The 25,029-nt window shown below is 44.9% G+C and carries 21 protein-coding genes and 2 pseudogenes; 18 read left to right on the top strand and 5 right to left on the bottom strand.

From position 1 onward, the window contains the following. Positions 1–2: 2 nt before the first annotated feature. Positions 3–668 (top strand): molybdate ABC transporter permease subunit, encoded by a 666-nt coding sequence (gene modB, locus GCU48_RS02300; protein ID WP_025719550.1) that lies wholly within the window; start codon positions 3–5, stop codon positions 666–668. A 315-nt stretch (positions 669–983) separates the two neighbouring features. Continuing rightward, complete coding sequence (locus tag GCU48_RS02295) at positions 984–2,519, top strand: right-handed parallel beta-helix repeat-containing protein (RefSeq protein ID WP_152378900.1); 1,536 nt, start codon at positions 984–986, stop codon at positions 2,517–2,519. Between the two features lie 239 nt (positions 2,520–2,758). On the opposite strand, the gene GCU48_RS02290 is transcribed toward GCU48_RS02295, so the two are convergent. After that, positions 2,759–4,069, bottom strand: a complete 1,311-nt coding sequence (locus GCU48_RS02290; RefSeq protein WP_152378899.1) for an amidohydrolase family protein — start codon at positions 4,067–4,069, stop codon at positions 2,759–2,761. A 157-nt stretch (positions 4,070–4,226) separates the two neighbouring features. Here GCU48_RS02290 and GCU48_RS02285 point away from each other — a divergent pair, with 157 nt between their 5' ends. Together GCU48_RS02285 and GCU48_RS02280 are read left to right on the top strand one after the other, a co-directional pair. Continuing rightward, the gene (locus GCU48_RS02285) at positions 4,227–4,655 is read left to right on the top strand and encodes a MarR family winged helix-turn-helix transcriptional regulator (protein WP_152378898.1); all 429 of its coding nucleotides are present in this window, start codon (positions 4,227–4,229) and stop codon (positions 4,653–4,655) included. A gap of 120 nt (positions 4,656–4,775) precedes the next feature. Next, complete coding sequence (locus tag GCU48_RS02280; RefSeq protein ID WP_025719546.1) at positions 4,776–5,123, top strand: Na-translocating system protein MpsC family protein; 348 nt, start codon at positions 4,776–4,778, stop codon at positions 5,121–5,123. A 110-nt stretch (positions 5,124–5,233) separates the two neighbouring features. On the opposite strand, the gene GCU48_RS02275 is transcribed toward GCU48_RS02280, so the two are convergent. Further along, positions 5,234–5,662 (bottom strand): DUF4395 domain-containing protein, encoded by a 429-nt coding sequence (locus GCU48_RS02275; RefSeq protein ID WP_152378897.1) that lies wholly within the window; start codon positions 5,660–5,662, stop codon positions 5,234–5,236. A gap of 199 nt (positions 5,663–5,861) precedes the next feature. Here GCU48_RS02275 and GCU48_RS02270 point away from each other — a divergent pair, with 199 nt between their 5' ends. Beyond that, positions 5,862–6,314: a bifunctional polynucleotide phosphatase/kinase family protein gene (locus GCU48_RS02270; RefSeq protein ID WP_152378896.1), complete on the top strand. Its 453-nt coding sequence runs from the start codon at positions 5,862–5,864 to the stop codon at positions 6,312–6,314. A gap of 103 nt (positions 6,315–6,417) precedes the next feature. Beyond that, positions 6,418–7,021, top strand: a pseudogene (locus GCU48_RS29015) (siderophore biosynthesis protein). A gap of 40 nt (positions 7,022–7,061) precedes the next feature. On the opposite strand, the gene GCU48_RS02260 reads toward GCU48_RS29015, so the two are convergent. Continuing rightward, the gene (locus GCU48_RS02260) at positions 7,062–7,550 is read right to left on the bottom strand and encodes a hypothetical protein (RefSeq protein ID WP_025719541.1); all 489 of its coding nucleotides are present in this window, start codon (positions 7,548–7,550) and stop codon (positions 7,062–7,064) included. Between the two features lie 242 nt (positions 7,551–7,792). On the opposite strand from GCU48_RS02260, the pseudogene GCU48_RS02255 reads away from it, so the two are divergent. From GCU48_RS02255 to GCU48_RS29475, 10 genes and pseudogenes are all read left to right on the top strand, one after another. Then, positions 7,793–8,122, top strand: a pseudogene (locus tag GCU48_RS02255) (hypothetical protein); the annotation flags it as partial. 272 nt (positions 8,123–8,394) lie between these two features. After that, positions 8,395–9,864 carry a hypothetical protein gene (locus tag GCU48_RS02250; RefSeq protein WP_152378895.1) on the top strand — a complete coding sequence of 490 codons (1,470 nt, stop codon included), beginning with the start codon at positions 8,395–8,397 and terminating at the stop codon, positions 9,862–9,864. A 211-nt stretch (positions 9,865–10,075) separates the two neighbouring features. Beyond that, the gene (locus tag GCU48_RS02245; RefSeq protein ID WP_152378894.1) at positions 10,076–10,957 is read left to right on the top strand and encodes a hypothetical protein; all 882 of its coding nucleotides are present in this window, start codon (positions 10,076–10,078) and stop codon (positions 10,955–10,957) included. A gap of 193 nt (positions 10,958–11,150) precedes the next feature. Next, positions 11,151–15,749, top strand: coding sequence for a fibronectin type III domain-containing protein (locus GCU48_RS02240; protein WP_152378893.1), 4,599 nt, complete (start codon positions 11,151–11,153; stop codon positions 15,747–15,749). A gap of 177 nt (positions 15,750–15,926) precedes the next feature. Next, a complete protein-coding gene (locus tag GCU48_RS02235) occupies positions 15,927–16,883 on the top strand; it encodes an IS30 family transposase (protein WP_152378892.1) in 957 nt (318 codons plus the stop codon). A gap of 787 nt (positions 16,884–17,670) precedes the next feature. Beyond that, positions 17,671–18,987: an ABC transporter substrate-binding protein gene (locus tag GCU48_RS02230; protein ID WP_152378891.1), complete on the top strand. Its 1,317-nt coding sequence runs from the start codon at positions 17,671–17,673 to the stop codon at positions 18,985–18,987. A 40-nt stretch (positions 18,988–19,027) separates the two neighbouring features. Further along, positions 19,028–19,912: a carbohydrate ABC transporter permease gene (locus GCU48_RS02225; RefSeq protein ID WP_152378890.1), complete on the top strand. Its 885-nt coding sequence runs from the start codon at positions 19,028–19,030 to the stop codon at positions 19,910–19,912. Further along, positions 19,912–20,739 (top strand): carbohydrate ABC transporter permease, encoded by an 828-nt coding sequence (locus GCU48_RS02220; RefSeq protein ID WP_025719531.1) that lies wholly within the window; start codon positions 19,912–19,914, stop codon positions 20,737–20,739. Before GCU48_RS02225 ends, GCU48_RS02220 begins: the two co-directional genes overlap by 1 nt. A gap of 71 nt (positions 20,740–20,810) precedes the next feature. Next, on the top strand, positions 20,811–21,029 hold the full coding sequence (locus tag GCU48_RS29480; protein ID WP_341874655.1) for a hypothetical protein: 219 nt from the start codon (positions 20,811–20,813) through the stop codon (positions 21,027–21,029). Then, entirely contained in the window at positions 21,019–21,321 is a 303-nt protein-coding gene (locus GCU48_RS29475; protein ID WP_341874662.1) for a hypothetical protein, read from the top strand. The genes GCU48_RS29480 and GCU48_RS29475 overlap by 11 nt, the downstream gene beginning before the upstream one ends. Before the next feature lie 156 nt (positions 21,322–21,477). Here GCU48_RS29475 and sigK read toward each other — a convergent pair whose 3' ends face one another. Continuing rightward, positions 21,478–22,179 carry an RNA polymerase sporulation sigma factor SigK gene (sigK, locus tag GCU48_RS02210; RefSeq protein ID WP_025719529.1) on the bottom strand — a complete coding sequence of 234 codons (702 nt, stop codon included), beginning with the start codon at positions 22,177–22,179 and terminating at the stop codon, positions 21,478–21,480. A gap of 253 nt (positions 22,180–22,432) precedes the next feature. Between sigK and GCU48_RS02205 the strand changes: the two genes are divergently transcribed. Next, a complete protein-coding gene (locus GCU48_RS02205) occupies positions 22,433–22,903 on the top strand; it encodes a 2-thiouracil desulfurase family protein (protein ID WP_152378889.1) in 471 nt (156 codons plus the stop codon). Between the two features lie 92 nt (positions 22,904–22,995). On the opposite strand, the gene GCU48_RS02200 is transcribed toward GCU48_RS02205, so the two are convergent. Then, positions 22,996–23,745 (bottom strand): YdcF family protein, encoded by a 750-nt coding sequence (locus GCU48_RS02200; RefSeq protein WP_152378888.1) that lies wholly within the window; start codon positions 23,743–23,745, stop codon positions 22,996–22,998. Between the two features lie 173 nt (positions 23,746–23,918). On the opposite strand from GCU48_RS02200, the gene GCU48_RS02195 reads away from it, so the two are divergent. After that, positions 23,919–24,806, top strand: a complete 888-nt coding sequence (locus GCU48_RS02195) for a DMT family transporter (protein WP_025719523.1) — start codon at positions 23,919–23,921, stop codon at positions 24,804–24,806. Positions 24,807–25,029: the final 223 nt, after the last annotated feature.

The raw sequence follows: 25,029 nt of genomic DNA, 5'->3' as shown, positions 1-25,029 counted from the left end.
CGTTGGATTGGTCGGCTTTCCTGCCTCCAGTTATCGTATCCGCTAAAGTAGCACTCGTCGCCAGCATTTTTGTCTTTCTGTTAGCTGCCGTTGTGGCTCGGATGATGGCAAATTGCAAGCTGCGAAGGGGAATTAGCGTGATCGAGACGGTTTTACTTCTTCCGCTCGTTTTGCCTCCCACAGTGGTCGGCTTTATTTTGCTCATTGTGCTGGGAAGAAAAGGCTGGATCGGTATAGCCTTCGAAAGCTTTTTCCAGCAGACAATCGTGTTTACATGGGGAGCAGCAGTAGTGGCCGCCGTGGTTGTTGCCTTTCCATTGGCTTACCGGACGATCAAAGCAGGCTTTGAAGCCGTAGATCCCGAGGTAGAACAGGTTGCACGTGTGCAAGGTGCCAACGAGTGGCAAGTGTTTCGCCACATTACGTTGCCACTTGCCTACCGACCGCTCATCTCAGGATACATTCTCGGCTTTGCCCGAGGGTTGGGGGAATTTGGCGCTACAATGATGCTTGCGGGTAATATTCCTGAACAAACTCAAACCCTGCCTACGGCGATCTACACCGCATCGGAGGCTGGGAATATGACACTCTCCTGGAGCTGGGTAGCCGTTATCATTCTATTCTCTTTTATTATGCTTATGCTTTCAAATCGGCTGGTAAAGGATTAGCCTGATTGGAGTAAGAACATACGCAGTTTGCCGATGGGGCAGGCTGTGTTTTATTTTTCGTGAGAAAATAAAGTTTTAGACTTCATTCGCTCTCGCTCCACTTTCGATAAAGCATATTCGAACAGTGGGGTCGCTGCCATAAATAAAATACAAGCGTTCTAAAGAAATCATGTGCTACCTCGCTATGACGCCACGCCTGGTATCAAAGAGTGATTGATACACGGCTCACTCCTTTTCTACAGCAAATCTGGTTGGACTAGCCTCAATGAATTTATGGTATAATTTACAAGTGCAAACAAGGGGAGGTATGGAATCATGAAGAAATTGGGGAGAATTTTGTGGGTAGGTTTAGCGATGGTTTTGGGGCTTGGTCTGGCGGCCGTAAATGTGCAGCCCCGGGCCGCCTCCGCGGCCGGCACAGAATATTATGTGGCCACGAGCGGCAGCGACTCCAACGCCGGAACGACCGACGCACCGTGGAAGACACTGCAGCATGCGGCTGACGTGGCTCCCGCGGGAAGCACGGTCTACGTCCGGGGCGGCGTGTACAATCAGAAACTGAAGATCACCCGCTCAGGCTCTGCTTCGCAGGGTCCCATTGTGTTCACCAGCTATGGGACGGAGACCGCTATCATTGACGGCACAGGACTTTCGGTCAGCGGGACTGAAGGGCTGATCGAACTGGCCGATGTCAATTACGTTACCGTTCAAGGGTTTGAAATCCGCAATTTTACCACTGCTTCCAAGAACGCTGTGCCTGTAGGTATTTATGTCCACGGTTCGGGCAGCTTCATTAATCTGTCCAACAACAAAATCCATGACATCAAAAACACGGTCACCCCGGCTGGCAAAGATCGGCTGGGTCGGGACGCCCACGGCATCGCTGTTTACGGCACGAAAGCTCCGGCTTCGCTTCACGACCTTACGATCAGCGGCAATGAGCTGTACAATCTCGTGCTGGGCTCCAGCGAATCGCTCGTTTTAAACGGCAACGTGGATGGCTTTGCGGTGACCGACAACCTCATTCACGATAACGACAACATCGGAATCGATCTGATCGGCTTTGAGGGAACCGCCCCGAATACCGCTTACGATCAGGCGCGGAACGGGTTGGTGAAGGGCAACCGGGTGTACAATAATTCTGTTCGAAATAACCCATCTTACAAGAAAGACGACAACTCGGCCGGCGGAATTTATGTGGATGGCGGCAAGGACAGTATTATCGAGCAGAACTACAGCTACAACAACGACATTGGCATCGAAATGGCCTCCGAGCATGCCAGCAAAGCCACCAGCAATATTACGGTCCGCAGCAACGTGATATATAACAACCGGCTGACCGGCATCGCCATGGGCGGTTACAATGAGGAGCGTGGCTCAACGGTAAACTGCAAGATCGTGAACAATACGCTGTTCAAGAACGATACATTTGACGACGGAAGCGGCCAGCTTTTGGTTCAGTACGATACGCGAAACAACGTGATCAAGAACAATATTTTCGTGGCCAGCTCCACGGGTGTGTTGATCTCCAATGAATACACTAAAAATTCCGGCAATGTTGTGGATTATAATTTATATTTTGCACCCGGCGGCAGCTCGGAAGCTAATTGGAAATGGAAAAATAAGGAATATACGGGTTTCTCCGCTTATAAAAAGGGAACCGGCAACGATGCACATTCTTTGTTCATCGACCCCAAATTTGTGAATGCTGCGGGAGACGATTTCCATCTTCAATCTTCGTCACAGGCAATTGATGCCGGTGACACGGACCGTGCCATCATCGGAACGCTGGATATTGACGGGAAGCCTAGAGTACAGGGAGCCGCTGTGAACATCGGCGCCTACGAATAAGCCTCGTATTCAATGAAAAACAGTGCGTACCGACGCTATGCGGTGCGCACTGTTTGTATGTTTCTTACAATGTTCCTTGCAATTAAAACACCTTCAAAGGGAATCCCCATGTCGTAAGATATGAGGATAAACTTTGGAGGTGTTTTTGCGTTGGCAACAAGATTAAGCTATCCTCGGGAAGTAAAAATGGAAGTCATACAAATGAGATCAGTAAATTGTTCCTGTTCGAGAGATTCTGATTAACATAGTTGTTGTACACCTTTGAACCATACGGATTTGATCGACAAGGTATCCGAGATGTTGGTTGTCGGATCACCGTTTACTAGTATAAAGTCAGCGAGCGCACCTTCGGCAATACGGCCGCGATCGTTAAGCCCAAAGCAACGGGCCGGTTTCGATGTAGCCGACTGAAGCGCTTCTATCGGAGTAAATCCGGCCTCAACCAGCAATTGCATTTCATGATGGACGCTAGCTCCATGAGCAAGGCCGCCAAGATTCGGAACAGGAACGGGAGCGACATCCGTCCCGACCAGAATATCCACACCGGCACGGTGAAGATCCATCACATTTTTAAAGCTATTCTCCAAATTGCCTTGCGGGAAAGTATGGAAGCTTGAGTTCAAAATATCGGTCCATTCCGGACTTAATTTGGAATAAACACGTGGATCATTCGCCAATTCTGATGCCGGATTCCCCAGAATGGATGAGTTCAATACCAAGCACGGTATAACAAATGCGCCTGAATCCGCTATGGACTTCACCAACTCGGATGTGTATTTGGGCCTGTCGAGAAATAAGTGACCCAATCCGTCGACTCCAATATCAATGGCGGTCTGCGAAGAATGAGCCGTCAAGACGTGGGCTATGACAATTTTATCGAACTTATGGGCTTCTGCTACGGCTGCTTTTAGAATCTCGTCGCTTAAAATAGGCAGTCCAGGGGCACCTAAGACTGTCCCTTCTTCAATCATGATTTTAATATAGTCGGCGCCACTCTCCACTTGGGTATGCACATGTTTGATCGCTTCTTCGACTGTCGTCACTTGGGGCACTTTTTCGTGATCGTGAGCGTAAGCGGCTAGCATAGCTTCCCGGTTTTCCTTTGGTAACTTCTCCAATTCCTTTAATACGAACTCAGGAATTTCATCCTCATCCTGCAATAATTCATCCGGATGACCACCTGGAGCGGTGATCGCTGTGCCGGCAGAACGGACTTCGGCGACGTCATTCACGTTTTTTAACTGGATCTTGCGCCCTCTTTCTGTAAAACTGCCGTTCATTTCGAGTTCTGTCGTGACGCCGAATTTTAAAGCATCTCGTAACCCACCGATTGAAGTGTGGACATGCGCATCAATCAGGCCGGGCAATAATGTCGCATTTTCCCCGTCGATGATCGTTGCATGCGTCGGAAGGTCTCCGCCTACCGAAATAATGGTTTCCCCATGGATGATAACATTTCTGGGCTCAATAACTTTTTCTCCATCGAAAATACGTACATTCGTAATCGCTGTAACTTTTTCTAACGTAGAGCTTTGAGTTACATTCTTCATGTCGTTCCTCCTAAGTGTTTGGTTTTAAACAGTTAGAATTCTAACTGTTAGTTTTATGACTGTCAATAAACTAATTTTTTGTTTGACAAACAGTTTAGAGATTTATATAGTTTATTTACTGACAATTAGACTTCTAATAATTTGAGGAGGAACGATTATGAAAACCCAAAAGGATACGGTTTATCTGGATTTGTTTCAGATTATCGGTCTTAAGTTAAAGAAAAGAGCGGACGAGAGTATAAAAGAGTTGGGATTAAATGCTCAACAAGGAAAAATGATTAGATATATCTACGAGAATCAAGAAAATGATTTAATTCAGAAGGATCTTGCCGATCGGTTTCATCTGCGCGGAGCCAGCATTACAAGCATGCTTCAAGGTCTTGAGCAAAAAGGATTCATCGAGCGCAAAATCCCGGCCAATAATGAACGGCAAAAAAATATTTATGTTTTACCAAAAGCCATTGAACTGATTGAAGCTTTTAGTGACTCTTTTCAAAAGGTGGAGGACGAAATTGTTCAAGCCCTGACCGAAGAGGAAAAGCAAATTTTAGAGGAAATGTTAATCAAAATTAATGAACGCTTATAATTGCAGATAAAAGCATGTTCCAAAAATCACTTTCGCTTGCTCTCTGTTTTATATGATAGGAATCGGTTATGATGGAAATAGTAACAGGGATTTTAGTAGATTTTAGGAGAGCGGTGCGATATGAGAAGGGAAACGGGTTTTAACGAAATTATTCGAAAAGTACGCAAAGAGCTGTTTGGGAAAGGCCCGGAACGCATACATACGACCTTTGTAGATAATATGGCCATCACGATGCTGTATGGAAATTTGACCCCATCCGAAAAGTTTCTGGCGCAAGAGCCTTCCGGGAAAGAGATGGTGCATGCAGCCCGAACCAAAATGGTTCAAAAAATCTATCCCGTACAGTTCAATAAAGAACTGGAGGATTACATGGATTCACGGCTGCTGCATCTCTTTTCAGATATTAAAGTGGAAGAAGATATAGCCATCTCCGTTTTTGTGTTTGAAGATAACATTACTGCAAAATAAAAAGAAGGCGGAACCGACATCGAATCCATATTGTTGGAGAGGTTGGCTGCACCTTCGATTTAATTAACGATGTTCTAATTGGAATGGAAATAATAGAGAGATTTTTCTGTTTATACGTCTTTTCTTCTTCGATATTGATATTGGGACCATTGGTAGAGAACAAAACATCCTATGCAAAAACCAAGGATAGCCATCAATGCCGCCACCAGGACCAGGGCCGAGAATGCATAAGCGACAATATTCCACTGGATCATAAATCCTACCCAAGCGACCAGTAGAAAAAAGACAGCAAGAAGCTGATTAAACCTTTGCTGTTCTCGGTCCTCCTGCACATACGAGGAGGGGCTTTTCTTCAAAAAAAGCTTGGCTATTCGCATTACCGGATTGAAGTTAAAAAGGACACCGAGCAACCCCGCGATAAGAGGAATAGCTAGCACCCCATATCCCCCTGTGATCCAAGCGAAAACTACAGATAAAACAATTATCCATTGATTAGCCCTTACTAACGGGCGTGGTATTGAGGCTGCAGCTTGACTCATATATATCATCCTTTTCTTATCGGAATAAAATAAAATTTTAAATTATTATAGCCTAACATTTGGGGAATAGATACTATGAAAAACGGAGAATTTTGCAAGTCCATCTACTAATTTCTTCTTGTCTTGCTTAATTCCTATTTTTTCACAAAATAGGGATTATATTAACTAATATGTATACTTGGACAAGGAAGTGTGAGATTTGGAGTGTGTCATTTTTATAGGAATTCAGGCTTCAGGCAAATCGACATTTTATAAAGAACATTTCTTCAAAACACATATGCGAATAAACCTTGATATGCTTAAAACACGGAATAGGGAAAACATTTACCTTCAAGCCTCCATCGAAACAATGCAGCCTTTTGTTGTAGACAATACGAGTCCAACGGTTGTGGAACGGAAGAAATATATAGATGCTTGTAAGAATAAGGGATTTAAGATTATTGGTTACTATTTTGAACCCAATTTTGTAGAATCCATCAAGCGTAATGAGGAGCGCACAGGCAAAGAGTATATTCCTGAAATCGGTATTAAAAGCGTTATGAGTAAACTAAAGGCTCCGAGCTACGAAGAAGGGTTTGATGAACTTTATAGCGTGACTTCCAGTGAAGGAACGTTTCAGATCGAAAAGCAGCCAGAGAACTACACAAACTAGGGGAGTATCTATGAATATACCTGAGAAATACATCAAACATTTTCCAGCATTTGAGGACGTATTTGTTGGCGATCTTAAACATTATCGGAAGCACTTTTAGCCGATTTGCTCGATTAATCTTCAATTTTTATTCCCGGAGCAGGAGAAGTGGCTGCATTTTGTTTCCGCAAAAGAAATTCACGAAGGCTGTGCGGGTGAGAAGAAGCAATTTCATACTGCTTTTACCAAGGAAGATATGTTGGGATTCGATGTAATTGACGGTAAATACAAATTCGAAGCGAACTGGATTACTTTAGACTTCACTAGAAAGAGTAGTTGGAAGCCACCTATGAAACGCTGAAATTAGCGGGAGATAAAGCATTGGGAATACCAAAGAATCTGTAGATGAACTCACCCGTGATTTTGAGGAAAAGAAGTTCAATGGTTGGGGGTTGAGTTTCCCTGAAGTCAACGGCATTTTGGATGATATCGCATTTCAGTCTGATGAGGCTCAAAGCTATATAAAGGAATATGGTGAATCGATCGAAGAGGTGCTCCGGTTCGAGCAAACCAATTTGCCCCATGTGCCCAAACGTTCCAATGGTGAGACTTTTACCTATATCGGTTCCTTCACCGGACATTATTTTCAAGCGTTTGGGGCGGAAGTCGTCTATTTATTCTATGATAGAGAATTAAGTAAAGCGGTAATTTGCTTCGAATATTCATAAATGCATAGAAAAAAACTCCCTAGAAAGGGAGTTTTAAAACTTATTTTTTATTCAAAGTAACATCATGCTCTTTGGCAAGTGTGTTGACTTGTTCATTAAAATCTCTGAGTAGCTTTCTACCCTCAGTGAGCTTGGTGTTACCTTCACTGACTAAGCCCATATCCTGTTTTTCCAACGCATCGAGCATCATAATGAGGGCATCTTTTTGAGTATTAACGGCCTTGATGTAAGTTTCGTGGACGGCTCTTACCTCAGGCGTTTCCGTCTTTACAGCTTCTACTTTATCAACATATTTGGTGTATTCAGGGATAATATCATCTTTTAAAGTATTATATAGTGTTACGTCATCAGTGTAATTATTTCCGGTCGCAGCTGTATACTTATCAGTTACTGTTTTTTCCTCTTGTGCCAATGGAAGCATTCCATCATTCACATAGGTGATTAGATCTTTTTTTACCGGATCGGTAGAGCAGGCTGCCAAAATGGAGAAGCAACATATTACTAACATAAACAGGCTAAGTTTTTTCATCTGTATTCCCCTTTTTTATGTATGTTATGGGTAATTCGATTCATTTAATAGTCAGAAGGAACTATCCATATTATTTGATTATATCGTATAAATAAGAGAATGGTAGGATTTTTATGGTAAAATAGTGTCGAAATTAAGTTGATTGATCTGGTTTTTAACATAAGTGCAACAGGAAAGTTAATCCGGTGCGAACCCCAAGCGCACATAAAAACCCCGGATCATTCGCACCTTAAACGGGGCGCGGAGGCAGCAGCCTGATTGTGAACGGTGTTGTGAAAACGACGGATGGCCAACTGGTTCCCAATGCTCCTGTCACGGTCGTTTGGCTGGATAAGAACTGGACCGAGGGCAGCGGTAACCGTACGAGAACGGCTTCTGCGTACACCGATGATAGCGGTAGATTTAGTGTAACGCTTTCTCTTCCGCAATCGACAGGAAAAAATGTGGATTATATAAGTGAAATTGGTTCCACACACTATTATGATCTTACAGGAGTAGCGGCTCAGGTCGATGGAACTTCGATTAGTGCAACGGACATTGTTTATCTGTTTGCTTACAGCTTGAGAAATTAAGATAAGCTTTAATATAGTTTCGATTCATGAGAGTCGCCTTTTTTGAATGGTTAGCTGAGGCTTTCCATTTCAGAAAGAGCGACTTTTCATGTTTATTCACCAAGGATAAGAAAATGGTCTTGTTTTCATAGATTACAAATAGAAAATATTTTGCATAATATATTCCAATAGAACCAAAAATGATTTATGATAGAGCCATACAGCCTAGAAAGTGCCCTGGTTTATCCGGGGATAGCGGGAATTCCTTAAACCATTCGAGAGGGGATTTCAGTATGAAGAGGTTCAAAAAGGCTATTGCAGTGATGTTGAGCGTGATGCTCCTGTTTGCTTTCGGAATGACTGCGAATGCGAGTGAAAGCACGGAGGCTGTATCGGATCAAGCGATTAAGGCGGAATCTCAGATTCAGCTAACAACTGATAAAGGAAACGTAATTAAGCGTTTAAAGCGGGCAGACAAGCTAGACAGCGTAACGTCTTCGGTTTATGTCATTCAAGAAAATCTCAACTTCAAGACCCCAGACACAACCTCATTGAAAAGGGAAACCATTTCTTCGCTGAAAGCAAGCCCAATGGCTGCATCAGCCACAGCTTCCTCTGCTACGTATTCCGGTACGATTACGCAAGAGGGGGGCACACAATTTTTATATCCGATTTATTTGCAGCCCGGTGAACTGTTGCAGGCCCAGTTAGATGGTCCATTTTCAGCCCAGCTAGACTATGACTTATACTTGTACGAATTTGATATGACGACAGGTGATATTAATCCCAATGCCATTGACGCTTCCACCTATGGTACTTATTTTAACAATTATGAACAGGGGGCTGCATCACTTCCTGAAAACGTAGGCACCCGCAACGCTGCTGGATATGAAAAGGCTTACGCGCTTGCAGTCCATGCCAAGAAGGGATCTAGCATTAATGATCCTTTCTATCTAACGGTCGACACAAGCTCCAGCTATGATGCCTATGAGCCGGATGAGAGTGCTTTTCATGCCTATAATTTCACCTTTAGTACGGGCGGCTCATCGCTTAATTCGCGCTCTATTCATTCCGGTATTGATAACGACTGGTATCAAATCACGATCCCTGCCAGCCGCAATTATGATGCTTTGAATGTAAAGCTTGACAATACTTCGGAAAGCTACGGCTACAACGCAGAAGTTTATGGAGCTTTAACAGGAAACCAAATGGTGCTTTTACCGCAAACGAATCACAACGTTACCTTAAATACAGGAACCTACTATGTGCGAGTATACACAACAAATCAGTATTCACCTGATCATTTGTATACACTCACACTTAAGCCGGTACTTCGGGCCGGAAAAATTGAAATTACCGGCTATGATTCCAGCAATGGTCCTAATGATTATCCGAGCTACTCATATGGTCGTCATTATCGGGTTAATCAACGCAGTAACCTTACCGTAAAAGGTGTTGTTAGGACAACTGATGGTTATGCAGTGGCAAATGCGCCAGTGGATGTAACCTGGTTGAACCAGAACTGGACTGAAAGCAGCGGGAATCGCACTCGTACAGGCACTGGTTATACGGATCAGAATGGAGCCTTTAGTGTAACCCTTTCCCTGCCATCTTCAACTGGAAGTATTGCGGAATACCTGCCTGGACCAATCAGTTTTACACATTACTATGATCTTTCAGGGGTAGCTGCTCAAGTGTCAGGTACTTCGATTATAGACACAGATATTGTATATCACTTTGCCTATAGTGTTTATGGCGGGTGATGGATGGGTTCATAAAGAAATCTCCACAATGACTTGTTATTTGAATACTTTATATTTAAAGCCAAGGTAGCTTTTTTCAATATATGTTCATTTTTGGACAAAGCATATATTCATTCCATATATGCTTTGTCCGATATATATACAAACAGGGTTACATTACATTATACATACGCCTTAGATGCCTGTTACAAACATGACAGGAGGAAACAGGATGAATTTTGGGCCTCTTAGAGCACAACAAGCGGTTCTTAACTCTAGTAGCTTACGGATAAATCCGTCAAGCAAGCAAGGAGTTCCATCCCCCCAGCTACATGAAGAAAAACAATCTGGATTGATCGTTCAGGACACTGTGGAGATTAGTGAGGCCGGCAGACAGCTGGCCGAAGGAGCTATTGTGTCACATGCTGCCAAGTATTTTGGTACAACACAGATCAATGATTCATTAAACCGGGTTTTGGAAGGTCAACCAGAAGAAGTGTCCAATTCAGTGTACAATATGATTCAATCCAATTTTATTGTCGACGGGACGGTAACGGATGAGAATCAGCGAGCGGTGTTGCTGGAGATGGGAGTTTCCCAATCCAAGTATATTGCAGATCATTACATGGAAGGCGATAAGGCCAAAGAATTTCTGGAAACCATGAACCAGATAGCTGGAATTGCTTTGACACGATCCATTGATTCAGAGACCGGAGATATTAGCTACACGACTCCAACAGATCGCCCGTTAGGTGCTCCTGAGGATTACGTCAAACTGTCGGAAGTGATGAAGCAGGCGGATCCTCAACAATATGCGGCATTCATGAATGACATTAAGGGTGGAGGAAATGGACTGAGCCAACTGTTAAGCTTTGCGCAAAAGGTCCCTCAAAACCCTGATTGGATTAACAAATACAAGGAACGTACGGGACAGATGGAAGAGCTGTTAAATAACACACAGTTAAAGAATCGGTTTGACAAAGCTGATACGACTTCGGCTTCCGCATTTATGAACAGTATGCAAACTCTACTGAAGGAAGCTTCCGCTACTCAGGACTCTTATATGCAGAATATGCGGGGATTTTTTCGGAACTTGGGTGTTAAGGTAGATTAAAACCTTCAAATAATTTTACAGTTCTGTTTACATCCCGCCTGGAACAAAGTATAATAGCTTCAAAACATACTCGTGAACTTGAGGAAGCACCTCAAACTTAGGCATTAACGCCTTCGTTTGAGGTGCTTTTTCTATTTTAGCCGAAGCGAGTCTGTAAAGCTCTTTGAAAATAAAATAAAGTAAGGAGAAGTGTATGCATCGAAAAAATAAGCGAAAGGTAAGGAAGTATAGCAAGTGGGTGTATGGATTGTTGGCTGTTCTACTCCTGTTAACGATGATTCCCATATTTCCGGAAAGGGTATCAGCCGCTACCCAAGAGATCATCGGCGGTCCTTTTTGCCAAAACAATTTGCCGGGTGGGGGCGTCAGTTGGGGCACTCCGTCAGGAAGCGGGGTAGGAGCAACGGAAGTTTACAGCGGCATGGGTTCGGCAAGATACAAATGTGATGGCAGTGTGCAGCCAACTAATCGTTTTATTGATATCGGAAGGTCTATTCAGACTGCTGATTACAGGATTTTTGTTTACATTGAAGGGTCTTATCATACAGAAATATATGCATCTAATGCTGCAGCGGGGAGCAGCTGGAGACCTGACGGGACGAATTTATATACATGGACTAATGTAATAAAATTCTATGCTGATAGTTTTTATCAAGGAAAATGGGTAGAGATTACTGACTCTATTACATTAAGGGATATTCGGTATTTTAGAGCCATGGGGTACAATCAGCAGACAAGTAATGAAATATCCAGGTTTGGCATCCGTCTCATTCCCAAATCGGACCTGATGCCTACACCGCCCCGGATTCATGCAGGTGCAGAGGGACAGGCGGTTACAGGCTGGACCAAAGAACCTGTAACTGTTTGGATCAACGGGGACGTGGCCCCCGAAGGGCTAAAATACTATGAATATAGTGTGAATGGAGGAGCATTCCAGCCATATACAGGACCCTTTACTGTATATGACCATGGCGTAAATACGATCTATGCCCGGACAGTGGACGTAAATAACCAGTACAGTGGCCTTTCCGCCGGGAAAGTTCGAATAGACAAGATGCCGCCAACCCCACCAGTCATAAATGCAACAGGGAACAGTAATGACTATGTCCTTTCATTGCAGCCGGGAACAGATGATTATTCTGGACTGGCCCATACTCAATTTCGTATGACGGGTGTTGTGAATCAGGATTGGCAAGATTATACTGGAGTGTTTCATGTGAATAAGGACGGCAAAAGCATGGTTTATGCACGCTCCATAGACAGCGTTGGTAATGTGAGCCAAGAAGTAAGCAAGGAAGTCATCATTGATAAAAAGGGGCCGACTGCTCCTGTCATCCGGGCTAGTGAGGCAGGTCCAACAATCCATGATGTAAATATTTCCATTGATTCAGGAAGTGACCCGATAAATGGAATTAAGCTGACACAGTACCGCTTGAGTCCGACAGGGGAGTGGCAGACGTATCAGGGTATGGTGACATTAACTGCTGAAGGGAATTACGAGTTATCAGCACGGACAATCAATAACCTGGATGTTCCTGGTCCAGTCGTGACTCAATCGGTCATGATTGATCGAACCAAACCAACGCCTCCAGAAGTTACGTTTTCCGAGGTGACGATGCCTACCCGGTACACCAATAAGCCAGTGCAATTTTCTCTATCGGGTGCGGCCGATACTACAGCAGTACATTATGAATATCAATGGGGTTCTGGCGGCTATGTGCCTGGATCATCGGGAATATTAAATCGCTCCGGTATCGTAAAAGTGACTGCTCAAGCTGTAGATGCAGCTGGAAATCGAAGTGATCCGGTGTCGGCAACGTCTTATATTGATTTGGAACCCCCGACAATCCAGTTGACGCCGAATTCGCGTGAATGGAAGGATTCGAGTATTGATGTGGAGATACGATATGCCGACCAGCATTCGGGGATCGAGCCAGCAACAATGCAGTATAGAATCACAAACAGTCCTGATTCACCTGAAAATTGGGATGCAGCGGCCGATACAGCAATCCAGTTGAATCTTTTAAATGAAGGTGAATGGTATGTTCATGCCAAGACCAAAGATCAGGCGGGTAACATTTCTGAAACAGTCAGCAGTGCACTTCTCATTCAAAAGCAGCCTGAGCCGGTTGTACTCTCTGCAACATCCATACGAAACACAGAGGCCGATTTGCAGTGGACTCTTCCATCTGGCTTGAATGATGGTTACGTCTATTCTATCCGGAATCTAACAACCCATGAGGTTTGGGATGTTGCGCATCCGACAAATTCTTTTACCAATAAAAAGCTGCAGGGAGGACATCAATACGAATATGAAGTGCGTTCCAGTAATCATGTGGGAGGCAATGCGTATTCCAATCGAGTGCGCGTTTTAACGCTACCTGATGCGCCTGATCTTATTCAGTTAAGAACTGTCTCTCGTCATCCAGCAGAGATCATGGCCGACTTTACGCCAGTTGCTTCTGCTAATAAATATAATATTGTAGCAACGGACGTAAGTACGGGAGAAGTCATATTTAGGGATACGGTTACACAGGATGTATATAATCCAATTACGGGAATGGAGTCTGGTAAATATTATGATGTTTCTGTATCAGCTATGAATGAGACTGGAGAGGGGGCGGCAAAGCATGTATCTTTTTTAAGCCTGCCAGACAGCCCAGCCGGATTCCAAAATGTAACTGTAAGAGAAGATAGAGTTGAATTGAAATGGAATGATGTAGTCACAGCCACATACTACGCGTTAGATCGAGACAAAGTATCGGTTTATCATGATGTGTATACGGAATTCACAGATAATGATCTTCAGGCGGGAACAGAGTATGTTTATCGCATTTCGGCTGAAAATACAACGGGATTCGGAGATTATGCTCATCTGGGAGTCATCACATTACCGGCTCGGGTAACTACGCTGGCGAGTGTGACGAAGGATGTATATTCCGTTGGTGTAATGTGGCAAGATGTGCAGGGGGCTGAAGGATACATTTTGAGTGTTAACGATAAGCCAAATGTGCAGATTCCCCGGGGTATCCATTCTTATACTTTTGAGGGCTTGCCAGCGGGGAGGCCTGCAAGTATTCGTATACGGGCCTACAATCGGAGTGGTATAGGTGAAGATGCGACTATCAATGGATTGACGCTACCTGCTTCGGCAGTACAGCTTGCAGCAGTAGATGTTCGGCAGCACGAGGCCACATTGAAATGGGAGCCTGTTGACGGAGCAACTCAATATAAGGTAACAATCAACGAGCAAGATTATTACAGCACCGAGCCACGCGTAGTTGTATCTGGATTGGAAGGTGGGAAAAACTATAATTTTCAAGTGAGCAGCGGTAACAGCAGCGGTTTCAGTCAACCGGCGTGGGAAGAACTGCTGACACTACCGCCCCAGGTGCAAAATGTAAAAGTTACAGAACTTGGGAATGGCCGGATTTCATTGAGCTGGGATGGATCAAATAGCGCTTATCAATATGCTGTAATCCGCAGAGATACGGGAGAAGTCTTTGACACCAGAAATGCTCATATTGCACTTTCAGGTATCCAACCCGGTATGATTTACTCGTTTGGTATTCAAGCCATGAATACGAGCGGTGCAGGTGACATAGCTCCGTTCACGTATCGTGCGTTGCCAGATGAAATACCAGATAGCAGGTTGATTGTGAAAGACGTAACTGATACAAATCTGGTTGTTACGTGGAAAGAAGCTCTAGGCGCGGATGCTTACAATGTATACCAAAATGGAGTGCTTATCAGTCATACGACCCATAATGAGTTTAAATTAAACAAATTAGATAGTTCTACAGTGTATCGTATTACCGTTAAGCCAGTTAACACGAGTGGTGAAGGTAAGCCGACCGAAGTTGAAGTGGAAACACTGCCGTCTCCAGACTTCAAATTATCGAAGACAGAAACAACGAATAATGAGTTTATCATCCATTGGGAATCAGAGCATCATAATGATATTTTCGTTCTCATCAGTGAAGGAGGAACAGAACTATACCGTGGTAAGGAGCGAAGCTTTATCTGGAGACAGCTCAGAGAGAAGCAGTTGTACACAGTTCAACTCTGGGCAGAAAACAGTCAAGGAAAACGCACAGAGGCAAAACAGGTGAACGGTAAAACTACGGGGAATCCTGTGGACAAAGGTGGCGGAGCAGGAGGTGCGGTGAGTGTAAAACCGATTCAGTCTGTTGATCAATCTACTGTGAAGGAGCAAATAGAAACAGGGCTCATTCAAGCTCCGTCAGTTGAGACGAAGTCCAATCATTTTAGTGACATTGATCGGATATTTAATAGAGAGAAAATAAATGCACTTGCTGATTTGGGTGTAGTGAAGGGGACGACCCACACGCTTTTCGAGCCAAACAGACTTGTAACACGAATGGAATTCACCTCGATGCTTGTCCGTTCCCTGAAATTACCACTCGAAACGGATGTGACTTTAGGCTTCGAGGATATCAATCCATCCGCCTGGTACCTTGGTTTACTTAAAACGGCGATTAAAGATCAGGTCGCTCGCGGGTTTAGTAATAGAGAATTTGGTCCGGATCGGGTCATAAACCGTGAGCAGGCGGCTAAAATGGTGAATAACGTTATCAAGGCTACACCACAACATGAAAGCAGTGTATACTCAGATACCTCTCAAATTGTGGAGTGGGCCAGAAAGGATGTACTTGGTCTAACCGAAATTAAACTAGTACAAGGATATCCGGATGGAAGCTTCCGTGCCAAACAGGAAGTCACACGTGCGGAAGCGGCTGAGATGATTTATAACATGCTTCAAATGAAATAGCAGAATGAATGTGAGTAACTGTTATAGTTGAGCAGATGAAATTAATAAATGAGAATTTTTATGACGGATTGTAATATGAAGTGCGACACCTGCTGGAAATAAATAAAAAAGGGCCCATGGCCGGATTCGTGTAGAATGAAAGTTCCTACACCCACATTCACACAAGGAGAATCCACCATGAGCTACTCACATCTTAGCATAATCGAACGAAGCAAGCTAGAAATCCTGCATCAGCAAGGGAAAAGTTCAAGAGCCATCGCTGAGGAGCTGGGGCGACATCATGCGACCATTTGCCGGGAAATTCGTCGGAATGCTGAGCTAGAGCCCTACGATGCACAGCGCTCCCAACATGCTTACGAGCAGCGCCGTAGAGCCTCTGTACCCCGAGGCAAATGGACAGAGGAACAAGCGGTAGAGCTCGAAGAGAAGTTGCATGCGACATGGTCACCTGAGCAGATCGTGGAGCGTTTTAGAGCAGAAGGCCAGTCCACCGTGTGCTGCAAAACCATCTATCGCTGGCTCTATGCAGGCCGCCTTGCCCAAGCGGACGTGAAGGTGCTACGGCACAAAGGTAAACGGCAACAGCCTGCTGAAAAACGAGGGAAGTTTGCCGTGGGTAAGTCGATTTCCGAACGCCCCAAGGAGATCCGTTCCCGGGACACCTTTGGACACTGGGAACTAGATACGGTGGTGTCTGGTCGTGGGAAAAGCAAAGGCTGTGTGGCAACCTTCATTGAACGGAAAACCCGTTTGTACACCGCGATTCAAATGCCCGATCGAACGGCATTGTCGATGAAGATTGCCTTTGGCGTAGCGGCTTCTCAGTACCCTGTTGGGGTGTTTCAAACAGCAACTGCAGATCGAGGCAAAGAGTTCGCCTGTTACGCGAACCTGGAAACCACACATGGCGTGCAGATCTACTTTGCTGACCCATACTCTTCCTGGCAAAGAGGATCGAATGAGAATGCGAACGGTTTGCTTCGAGAGTTCTTTCCTAAAGGCACAGACTTTGCCCAAGTATCCGATGTGGCATTGGAGCGCTCGCTAGATTTAATCAACCATCGCCCCCGAAAATGCCTGGGGTGGAAAACCGCTCACGAATCTTTCACACAGGAACTGTCGCACTTGGCTTGACAATCCGTCTTATAAAAAACAGTTTTGAGATAGAGTGGGGACCTTGATTGTCAGAAACATTGATGGATCAAGGTTTTTCTACTTTATTTGATGATGAAACGATAAAATTTATTAATAACCTCGTTATACTCTAACTGCGCATCAGTTCAGTGATCGTCAGCTTTGAACATACCTCAAATGATTTACGACTTTTATGACCGGAATATAGTTAAATCAACATATGATGCCTTGTATTTTCAACCAGGTTAGCAGAAAGTGACGGAGCTTGTCCGCGATAAATTTTGAGGAGTCTGAGGAACTCTCATAGCCTCTTTGTGCATAGCGAGAAGTAAGCTATTTTGGAAAGAATCAAAATGTTGAGCTGCGCAGCAATTCCGATCAGGATTATACCTAAGATCATATAAAGGTCAGCATATAATTGGGCACTGAAAAAGAAGCGATAGCCGCGACTGTCACGAGCACGATCAGAACCTTGTTGGCTGAGGCCGGAACCTACGTCGTTAAGACTGCCGATTGTAGACAACGTCAGCCTTGAGTCGAGCAGACTCATAAGCAACCGGAGGGAGAACAGGTGCAGATTGTTAATCTGCTGCCTGTTGAACTGATTGATCGTTCAATGACTTGACTGAAATCTGTTCCTCTAACAAGGGGAGACGGATTTTTTTTAAGTACATGTAAAAGTTTAATATGTCAAACAATTGACACAAGTCAACCCTTTGACATACAATTCAATTGTAAGCGTTTTATTTAGATGATCAGAGCAACTAAGAACAAGGGGGATGACAAAGTGAGGAAATTCAAAAGAGTTCAATGGATGGTAATGCTGCTTCTTTTGGTTATGGTAGTGTCCGCATGCGGAAGCTCCGGTAATTCGGCTTCTGGAGGAGGATCAGCGGATTCGGGAAATGTGAAAATTACGCTTTTGAATTCCAAAGGTGAGATCCTTACACAGCTGGAGGATGCCGCCAAGGCATTCCATGAAGACAATCCGGGCATCACGGTTGAAATCCAGCCGGTTCCGACCGGTGGGTCACCTTTTGAGCGTGCCTCTGCATTGTATGCATCCGGAAATCCACCGACCATGATCATGCTGGATACAGGCGATGTCGAGAAATTCAAGGACCGTATTCTTGATTTGAGCGGAGAAAAGTGGAATGCGGACACTGTTGAGAACGCAACTACAGCTACGACATTTGATGGTAAGAATTACGCATTTCCGCTGGCTGTTGAAGGCTACGGATTCATTTACAACAAAGCTGTTGTTGATAAAGCAGTAGGTGGAAGCTTTGATCCTGCCACAATTAAAACCCGAAATGACCTTGAAAAACTGTTTCAGCAAATAGAGGCATCCGGAAAGAAAGCACTGGTAATATCTCCAATGGACTGGTCCCTGGGCGCTCATTATTTGCCTCTTGCTTATGCTGGTCAGAACAAAGACATGGCTGAAGTGAACAAGTTCATAGCGTCACTGAAAGCGGGCAAAGCCGACTTGGCTAACAATCCGGTATTTAACGGACTTATGGATACATTTGACGTCATGATGAAATACAATATCGATCAGGCTTCCCCGCTGGCAGGGACTTATGAACGCGGACCAGAGCTGCTTGGCAAAGGTGAAGTTGGCATCTGGTTCATGGGCAACTGGGCATGGCCGCAAATCAGTGGTTTTGATACCGCTAACAAAGAATATGGTTTCCTGCCTGTACCGATCAGCAACAATGCCAATGACTACGGCAATCAGGAGATTTCGTCCGCTGTATCCAAACGCATTGTTATTGACAAAGAGAAGGCTACGCCGGAGCAGCAGGAGGCGGCGAAGAAGTTCCTGAACTGGATTGTCTACGAGAAGAAAGGCCAGGATTTCCTCGTGAACAAAGCGAACATTATCCCGGCGTTCAAAAATATTACATTACCTGCGGCCGACCCGCTTGGCAAGTCCATCCAGGATTATATCGCAAAAGGCAAGTCAGAGCAGTCGATGAGTACACTGCCTGCTGACCACTGGTCCAAGGTAGGTTCTTCCATGCAGAAATATCTGGCGAAACAGGGCGACCGCGCAACACTGGTAAAAGAAATCGAAGACTATTGGAAAAACGTAAAATAAGTTTTTCTCGAAACCACCCGGAGTAAAGAGGGGGATCATCATGATTGTTGAAAAGGGAGTGTGGAACCGGCTCCGGTCACGGCTGCTGTTTACTGGTCCAACCTTGTTGGCCTTCATAACGGTAATGATCATTCCGTTTTTGTACGGCATCTATTTGACGTTCACGAACTGGGACGGTATTTCCACGACACTATCGCTGGTGGGTCTCCAAAACTACCTTGCCGTTTTTCGGGATACTGAGTTTTGGAAATCGTTCGGCTTGACGCTCAAATATGTGTTTTATACCGTAGTTCTTATCAATGTTATCGCTTTTATGCTGGCCTATGTGCTGACAAAAGGGTTAAAGGGACAGAGTATTTTCCGGGCGGGATTTTTCCTGCCCAACCTTGTCGGCGGCATTGTACTCGGTTTTATCTGGCAGTTTATTTTCAACAACGTACTTGTCTACTTGGGACAACATGCTGGCATTCAGTCACTCAGCACAACTTGGCTGGCTGATCCCGACAAAGCTTTCTGGGCACTCGTGATTGTAACTGTGTGGCAGAACGCGGGTTACATGATGGTCATTTACATCGCGGGACTGACCGGTGTGCCGAATGATATTATGGAGGCTGCAAACATTGATGGGGCGAACAGCTGGATTAGACTGCGGAAAATGGTCCTTCCCTTGATGGTTCCTTCTTTCATCGTATGTATATTTTTGTCCTTGCAGCGCGGATTTATGGTCTATGACGTGAACCTTGCGCTCACGAAAGGCGGACCGTTCAGCAGTACTCAAATGGTGTCGATGCATGTGTATGAAAAGGCTTTCCTTTCCCGTGATTATGGTGTGGGGCAGGCGGAAGCATTCGTACTATTCCTGATGGTTGCTCTCATCACCCTGCTTCAGGTTTATTTTAGCAAGAAGTTGGAGGTGGAGGCATAATGACAAGTCAAAAAGCCGTTTCCTTCATCATCAAGTTCATTGTTCTGACAGTCGTGCTCATATTGTTCATCGTGCCATTCGTTTTTCTGCTGATCAATTCTTTCAAGGAAAACATAGCCATTACCTCCAATCCGTTATCGCTTCCAGAGATATTCAATATGGCTAATTATGTGAATGCGTTTGATAAAATGAATTACGTCGATGCTTTCACCAACTCTTTGGTCATAACAGTGTTAAGTGTCTTGTTTATCTCACTGTTCGCGGCGATGACGGCTCATTATTTTGTCAGAAACAACACCAAGTTCAATCAATATACGTTTATGCTAATGGTTGCTTCCATGATTATTCCGTTTCAGGCCATCATGATTCCATTGGTGAAAATTTACGGCTCACTTGATCTGCTGAACAACAAGTGGTCACTGATTTATATGTATATAGGTTTTGGCAGCTCGCTGGCCGTCTTCATTTATCATGGATTCGTGAAAAGCATTCCGAAGGAGTTGGAGGAAGCGGCGCTGATTGACGGCTGCACGCGGATTCAGACATTCTTCCGGATCGTGTTTCCGGTATTGATGCCTACGACAGCCACCATTTCCATTCTCAATGTGCTGTGGATCTGGAATGATTTTCTGCTGCCTTCCCTTATTTTGGTTGATCCGGAGCAAAGGACACTTCCGTTATCCACTTACAACTTTTACGGAACCTATACAGTGGATTACGGTCCGCTGATGGCAAGTTTGGTACTGACGATATTTCCTATCATTATCATCTATTTGTTCGCCCAGAAATATATTATTCAGGGTGTTATGCAAGGTTCGATTAAATAATTGTAGGGGGAGGAGGTCTTATCAAACAAACTAGAATTGGCTCCTGTGAGCGAGGCGGGAAGCTTGTCCTGATGTATACTGGGCATGTTGTAACCGGGCCCGTCAAAGATCAGGATTACAAGCAGTCACAAGGAATCGCAGTATCGGAAGACGGCGTAACGTTCGGAAAGTGGGAGGGCAACCCGGTCATCGGTTATGACGCTATACCGGACACGGCCAGCCGCAAGGACTTTCGTGACCCTAAGGTGATCAGGCACGAAAGACCAATATTACGCCGTTATTGGTTCTAATGATGCCAATGGGAACGGGCTTGTACTGCTTTACCGTTCTGAAGATCTGAGAAGCTGGACGTATGTCAATGTACTGGCTATGAGTGACGGACGCTTCGGCGACAATTGGGAGTGTCCAGATTTGTTTCCGCTTGGCAACCGGCACGTATTTATGCTGTCCCCGCAGCGGATGGCTGCGCAAGGGGAAGCTTACCGCAATCTGTATCCTGGACTGGAATCAACGGGTATTCGTGCGTTTGCGAGTGGAAAGTGTACGATTGCCTCGTTTCAGAAATGGGATATCTTCATTTAGAACTGCATGATAAAAACAGGAATCTGACCGTTGATGGTCAGGCTCCTGTATTTCATTATCTACTGTTTCTCAAAGAAGAGAATGGTTGCTCACTTCATTTTCTTCAGGAACGCTACCAGCATCGTGTCCTTCCCAGTATGAAAGCTTCCTGATTTATTACCCCTTCTGCTTGTAAAATTCATGATACAATTTCATTAGTGCACGCTTCTCAATCCGTGATACATACGAACGAGAAATCCCGAGTTCTCGGGCAATTTCGCGTTGTGTACGTTCATCTCCTCCGGCTTCCAGTCCGAATCGACCAATTACCACTTCTTTTTCACGCTCATCTAAAATATCCAGATTGCGATAGATTTTACTCTTTTCGATTTTAAGTTGTACCTTATCTACAATATCGTCTGTATCGGTACCGAGGATATCAATTAAGGTAATTTCATTCCCTTCTTTGTCCGTTCCTATAGGATCATGCAGAGATACGTCTTTGCGTGTTTTTTTGAGAGATCTTAAATGCATTAGAATTTCATTTTCTATACAACGGGCTGCAAACGTTGCCAGCTTTGTGCCTTTCCCGGTCTGAAAGCTTTCGATAGCCTTAATCAGTCCGATCGTGCCGATGGATATGAGATCCTCCAGATCTTCGCCTGTATTATCAAATTTTTTCACAATATGAGCCACCAGCCGCAGGTTATGCTCAATAAGTGTGTTGCGGGAATGTGCATTGCCTTCGGCAAACAGCTTTAGGTGTCGTGCTTCCTCTTTCTCGGTCAATGGCTGCGGAAAGGCGTTGTTTTTCACGTAAGAGACGAGTAACGTCAATTCCTTGATGAACAGAGCTATAGCGCTAAATAGTCCGGGCACGGATGACACCTCCTGAGGTAGTTGCGAACTTACCAGCCTTTGTTACTTACCGGGCTTGCGGTCTGTTTATTGTATGTGGGCAGGTGCCCAACTGTGCCTGTACTCTTAAAACTGCTTCATAACAATTTACGGATTTATCCTATTTGAGTACATTCCCGAAGTTTAATTTTCGTACAATGACGCAAGGAGAAAATTTGTTTATACTTAAACTACTTAAGCTGCGAACAGAGCAGTGGGCTCAAGGAGGAAATCAATGATTTTAGTCAGCTCGTGTTTGGCAGGCATGAAGGTACGATACAACGGTACGGATAGCCTGGATATACATATTCAGAAGCTGGTAGATGAACAGAAGGCTATGACGATTTGCCCTGAGCTGTTGGGGGGCTTTATGACTCCGAGAGAGCCTGCCGAAATTGTTGGAGGGACGGGAGAGGATGTGCTGAACGGTACAGCCAAGGTGGTCGAGTTCTCGGGTAACGATGTTAGTGATATGTACATTAGAGGTGCATACGAGGCTTTAAGCATAGCTAGAGAGGTTAACGCAACTCTTATCGTTTTAAAAGAAAACAGTCCGTCCTGCGGATCAGTAGCCATCTATAACGGGGCATTCGAAAACCGTAAAATTGCGGGTAATGGAGTAACCTCGGCTTTGCTAAAAAAAGAAGGCTTTAAGGTGATCTCGGAAGAACAAATATCGGAAATTTTCTTACCTAAGGAAATGTAATGGAAAATCAAGCGTCTTGACAGCTTGCAGGATTATACACCCTGCGGGCCAAGACGCTTGTTCGTGTGTGCTGTTACACCATAGGCACCCCATTATTTAAGCTTTAATGCCAAAATTCCTAGATATTCCTTGAGGGCTGTTGCGGTTGTAGACATGGCTCCGGCAGACGGCGAGAGCTTGGCGGCATACAGTGATAAATTTTCACTTGCCAGATAGTCGGTCGGATAAGGTGTGACCAGCATGCCTGCACGCTGAAATTCCAGCGCAGCACGTGGCATGTGGAAAGCAGAGGTCACCAGAATGGGTTTTGTGAGCTGATGCTGTTTCAAAATTTGAGCTGTAAATACGGCATTTTGCTGTGTGTTCAGGGAACGGTTTTCGATCAGGATATCCTTTGCCGGAATACCAAGTCCGAGAAGCTGCCTTTGGGCAATATCCGCTTCATTACCACTGTCACCAAACACTTGTCCACCCGAAAAAAGAATCGGCAAGCCTGTTGTCTCGTGCAATCGGGCTGCAGTGAGTAGTCGGTTGGCTGCAGAGCCTAGCAGATTGCCTTGTCCATTGATGTCCGGGGTCCCCGCTGTGGCTCCGCCTCCCAGCACGACAATGACATCGCCTTGAATGGTGCGAGGCTGTGGATACTGCTTTTCCAGACTGCTGATTAGCGAATCTCCAACCCAATTGGTGGAGGAAGCATATAGCAGCAATGTGACCACAAGCAGCACGATAGCAGGTTTACGTGTACGTTTCCATAACCAGACTACAAGTCCAGCCATAGCGAGAATAAACAAACCGGGAGGGAGCACGAAGCTGTACAAAAATTTGATGATATAAATCAAGTGCAGACAACCTCCTATCCTTATAAGCTCTATCTTTCTTTTTGGTATATTGTAACATAGACAACTGCATGGATTCCTCAACCCGAAAAACGCACATATTTTGTTTGATAAAGTTGTTTTATAGGGGTAAAATATAAAATCTAATGATTTTTTCATAGAGGAGCGAGAGCATCATGGGAGAGTTGACGACAGCCAAGCGAATGATGATGATCGCGCTGCTGGTTGTATTATGGGGCATTTCCTGGCCCATCTATAAAGTGGCACTGCAATTCACGCCTCCACTTCTGTTTGCAGGACTACGTACACTGCTGGGAGGTTTGCTGCTGGGGGCGATTTTAGCGCCTCGCTGGAATCGCATCCGTTGGAAAGAAAATTGGCGGGTGTATGCCATTTCCGGTATTTTTAATGTGGTACTTTTCTATGGTCTGCAAACGGTGGGGCTGATGTACGTACCATCCGGGCTGTTTTCTGTGCTGGTATACCTCCAGCCCGTACTGGTCGGCATTTTTGCCTGGATGTGGCTGGGTGAAGCGATGTCTGGACTCAAGGTAACTGGATTGGTTATCGGATTTTTGGGCGTTGCAGCAGTCAGTGTAGGAGGCTTTTCAGGACATGTGGCTGTGGCGGGCGTGATCATCGCGATTATTACAGCCGTCAGCTGGGCTTTGGGAACGATATATGTGAAAAAAGTAAACCAGCGTGTGGATTCGCTGTGGCTGGTTGCCTTTCAATGTACACTGGGAGGCATCGTGTTGACGGGAGTCGGAACGGTGACGGAAAGCTGGTCAGATATTGTATGGAATGTACCGTATTTGTCAGGGCTAATATTCGGTACGGTGCTGGGAATTTCGCTTTCCTGGCTGCTGTATTTCGCACTTGTTAATTCGGGAGATGCGAGTAAGGTGGCGTCTTATACGTTCTTGGTGCCTGTGATCTCGGTATTCGTCAGCTCGTTGGTGCTGGGGGAAGCGATTACGGCTTTCCTGCTCATCGGTCTGGTCTTAATCGGGCTTAGCATTTATTTGGTTAATCGTAGAGCGAAAGTAGTGCGACAGGCTTGAATATAATTACGATAGAGAAGTAACAAGTGAGGACTCTGCAAAGGTGGCAGGGTCCTTTTTTATATGCAGCAGGAAGCACAGTAAAGTGAACGTTTGACTTGCTGACTCCTATGGGGCCTAAGCGATGCATTTTAGGGGGTGCATTTTTTATAGTATAGGAAGGACAATCCAAAAAGATAGAGCTCCATAAAACGATTTGCCCAGGAGTACCGTCTTTCCTGTA

Origin of the sequence: Paenibacillus brasilensis (genome assembly GCF_009363115.1) — a bacterium.
Lineage (GTDB): Bacteria > Bacillota > Bacilli > Paenibacillales > Paenibacillaceae > Paenibacillus > Paenibacillus brasilensis.
This window is presented reverse-complemented; position numbering and strand designations above follow the sequence as displayed.

Bases quoted from the DNA above. Each gene is read 5' to 3' on its own strand.
- GCU48_RS02195 (WP_025719523.1), top strand. From the start codon at position 23,919: ATGGGAGAGTTGACGACAGCCAAGCGAATGATGATGATCGCGCTGCTG.
- GCU48_RS02245 (WP_152378894.1), top strand. From the start codon at position 10,076: ATGAATTTTGGGCCTCTTAGAGCACAACAAGCGGTTCTTAACTCTAGT.
- GCU48_RS02235 (WP_152378892.1), top strand. From the start codon at position 15,927: ATGAGCTACTCACATCTTAGCATAATCGAACGAAGCAAGCTAGAAATC.
- GCU48_RS02295 (WP_152378900.1), top strand. From the start codon at position 984: ATGAAGAAATTGGGGAGAATTTTGTGGGTAGGTTTAGCGATGGTTTTG.
- GCU48_RS02260 (WP_025719541.1), bottom strand. From the start codon at position 7,550: ATGAAAAAACTTAGCCTGTTTATGTTAGTAATATGTTGCTTCTCCATT.
- GCU48_RS02290 (WP_152378899.1), bottom strand. From the start codon at position 4,069: ATGAAGAATGTAACTCAAAGCTCTACGTTAGAAAAAGTTACAGCGATT.
- GCU48_RS29480 (WP_341874655.1), top strand. From the start codon at position 20,811: ATGTATACTGGGCATGTTGTAACCGGGCCCGTCAAAGATCAGGATTAC.
- GCU48_RS02220 (WP_025719531.1), top strand. From the start codon at position 19,912: ATGACAAGTCAAAAAGCCGTTTCCTTCATCATCAAGTTCATTGTTCTG.
- GCU48_RS02280 (WP_025719546.1), top strand. From the start codon at position 4,776: ATGAGAAGGGAAACGGGTTTTAACGAAATTATTCGAAAAGTACGCAAA.
- GCU48_RS02205 (WP_152378889.1), top strand. From the start codon at position 22,433: ATGATTTTAGTCAGCTCGTGTTTGGCAGGCATGAAGGTACGATACAAC.
- GCU48_RS02275 (WP_152378897.1), bottom strand. From the start codon at position 5,662: ATGAGTCAAGCTGCAGCCTCAATACCACGCCCGTTAGTAAGGGCTAAT.
- GCU48_RS02225 (WP_152378890.1), top strand. From the start codon at position 19,028: ATGATTGTTGAAAAGGGAGTGTGGAACCGGCTCCGGTCACGGCTGCTG.
- GCU48_RS02250 (WP_152378895.1), top strand. From the start codon at position 8,395: ATGAAGAGGTTCAAAAAGGCTATTGCAGTGATGTTGAGCGTGATGCTC.
- GCU48_RS02285 (WP_152378898.1), top strand. From the start codon at position 4,227: ATGAAAACCCAAAAGGATACGGTTTATCTGGATTTGTTTCAGATTATC.
- GCU48_RS02240 (WP_152378893.1), top strand. From the start codon at position 11,151: ATGCATCGAAAAAATAAGCGAAAGGTAAGGAAGTATAGCAAGTGGGTG.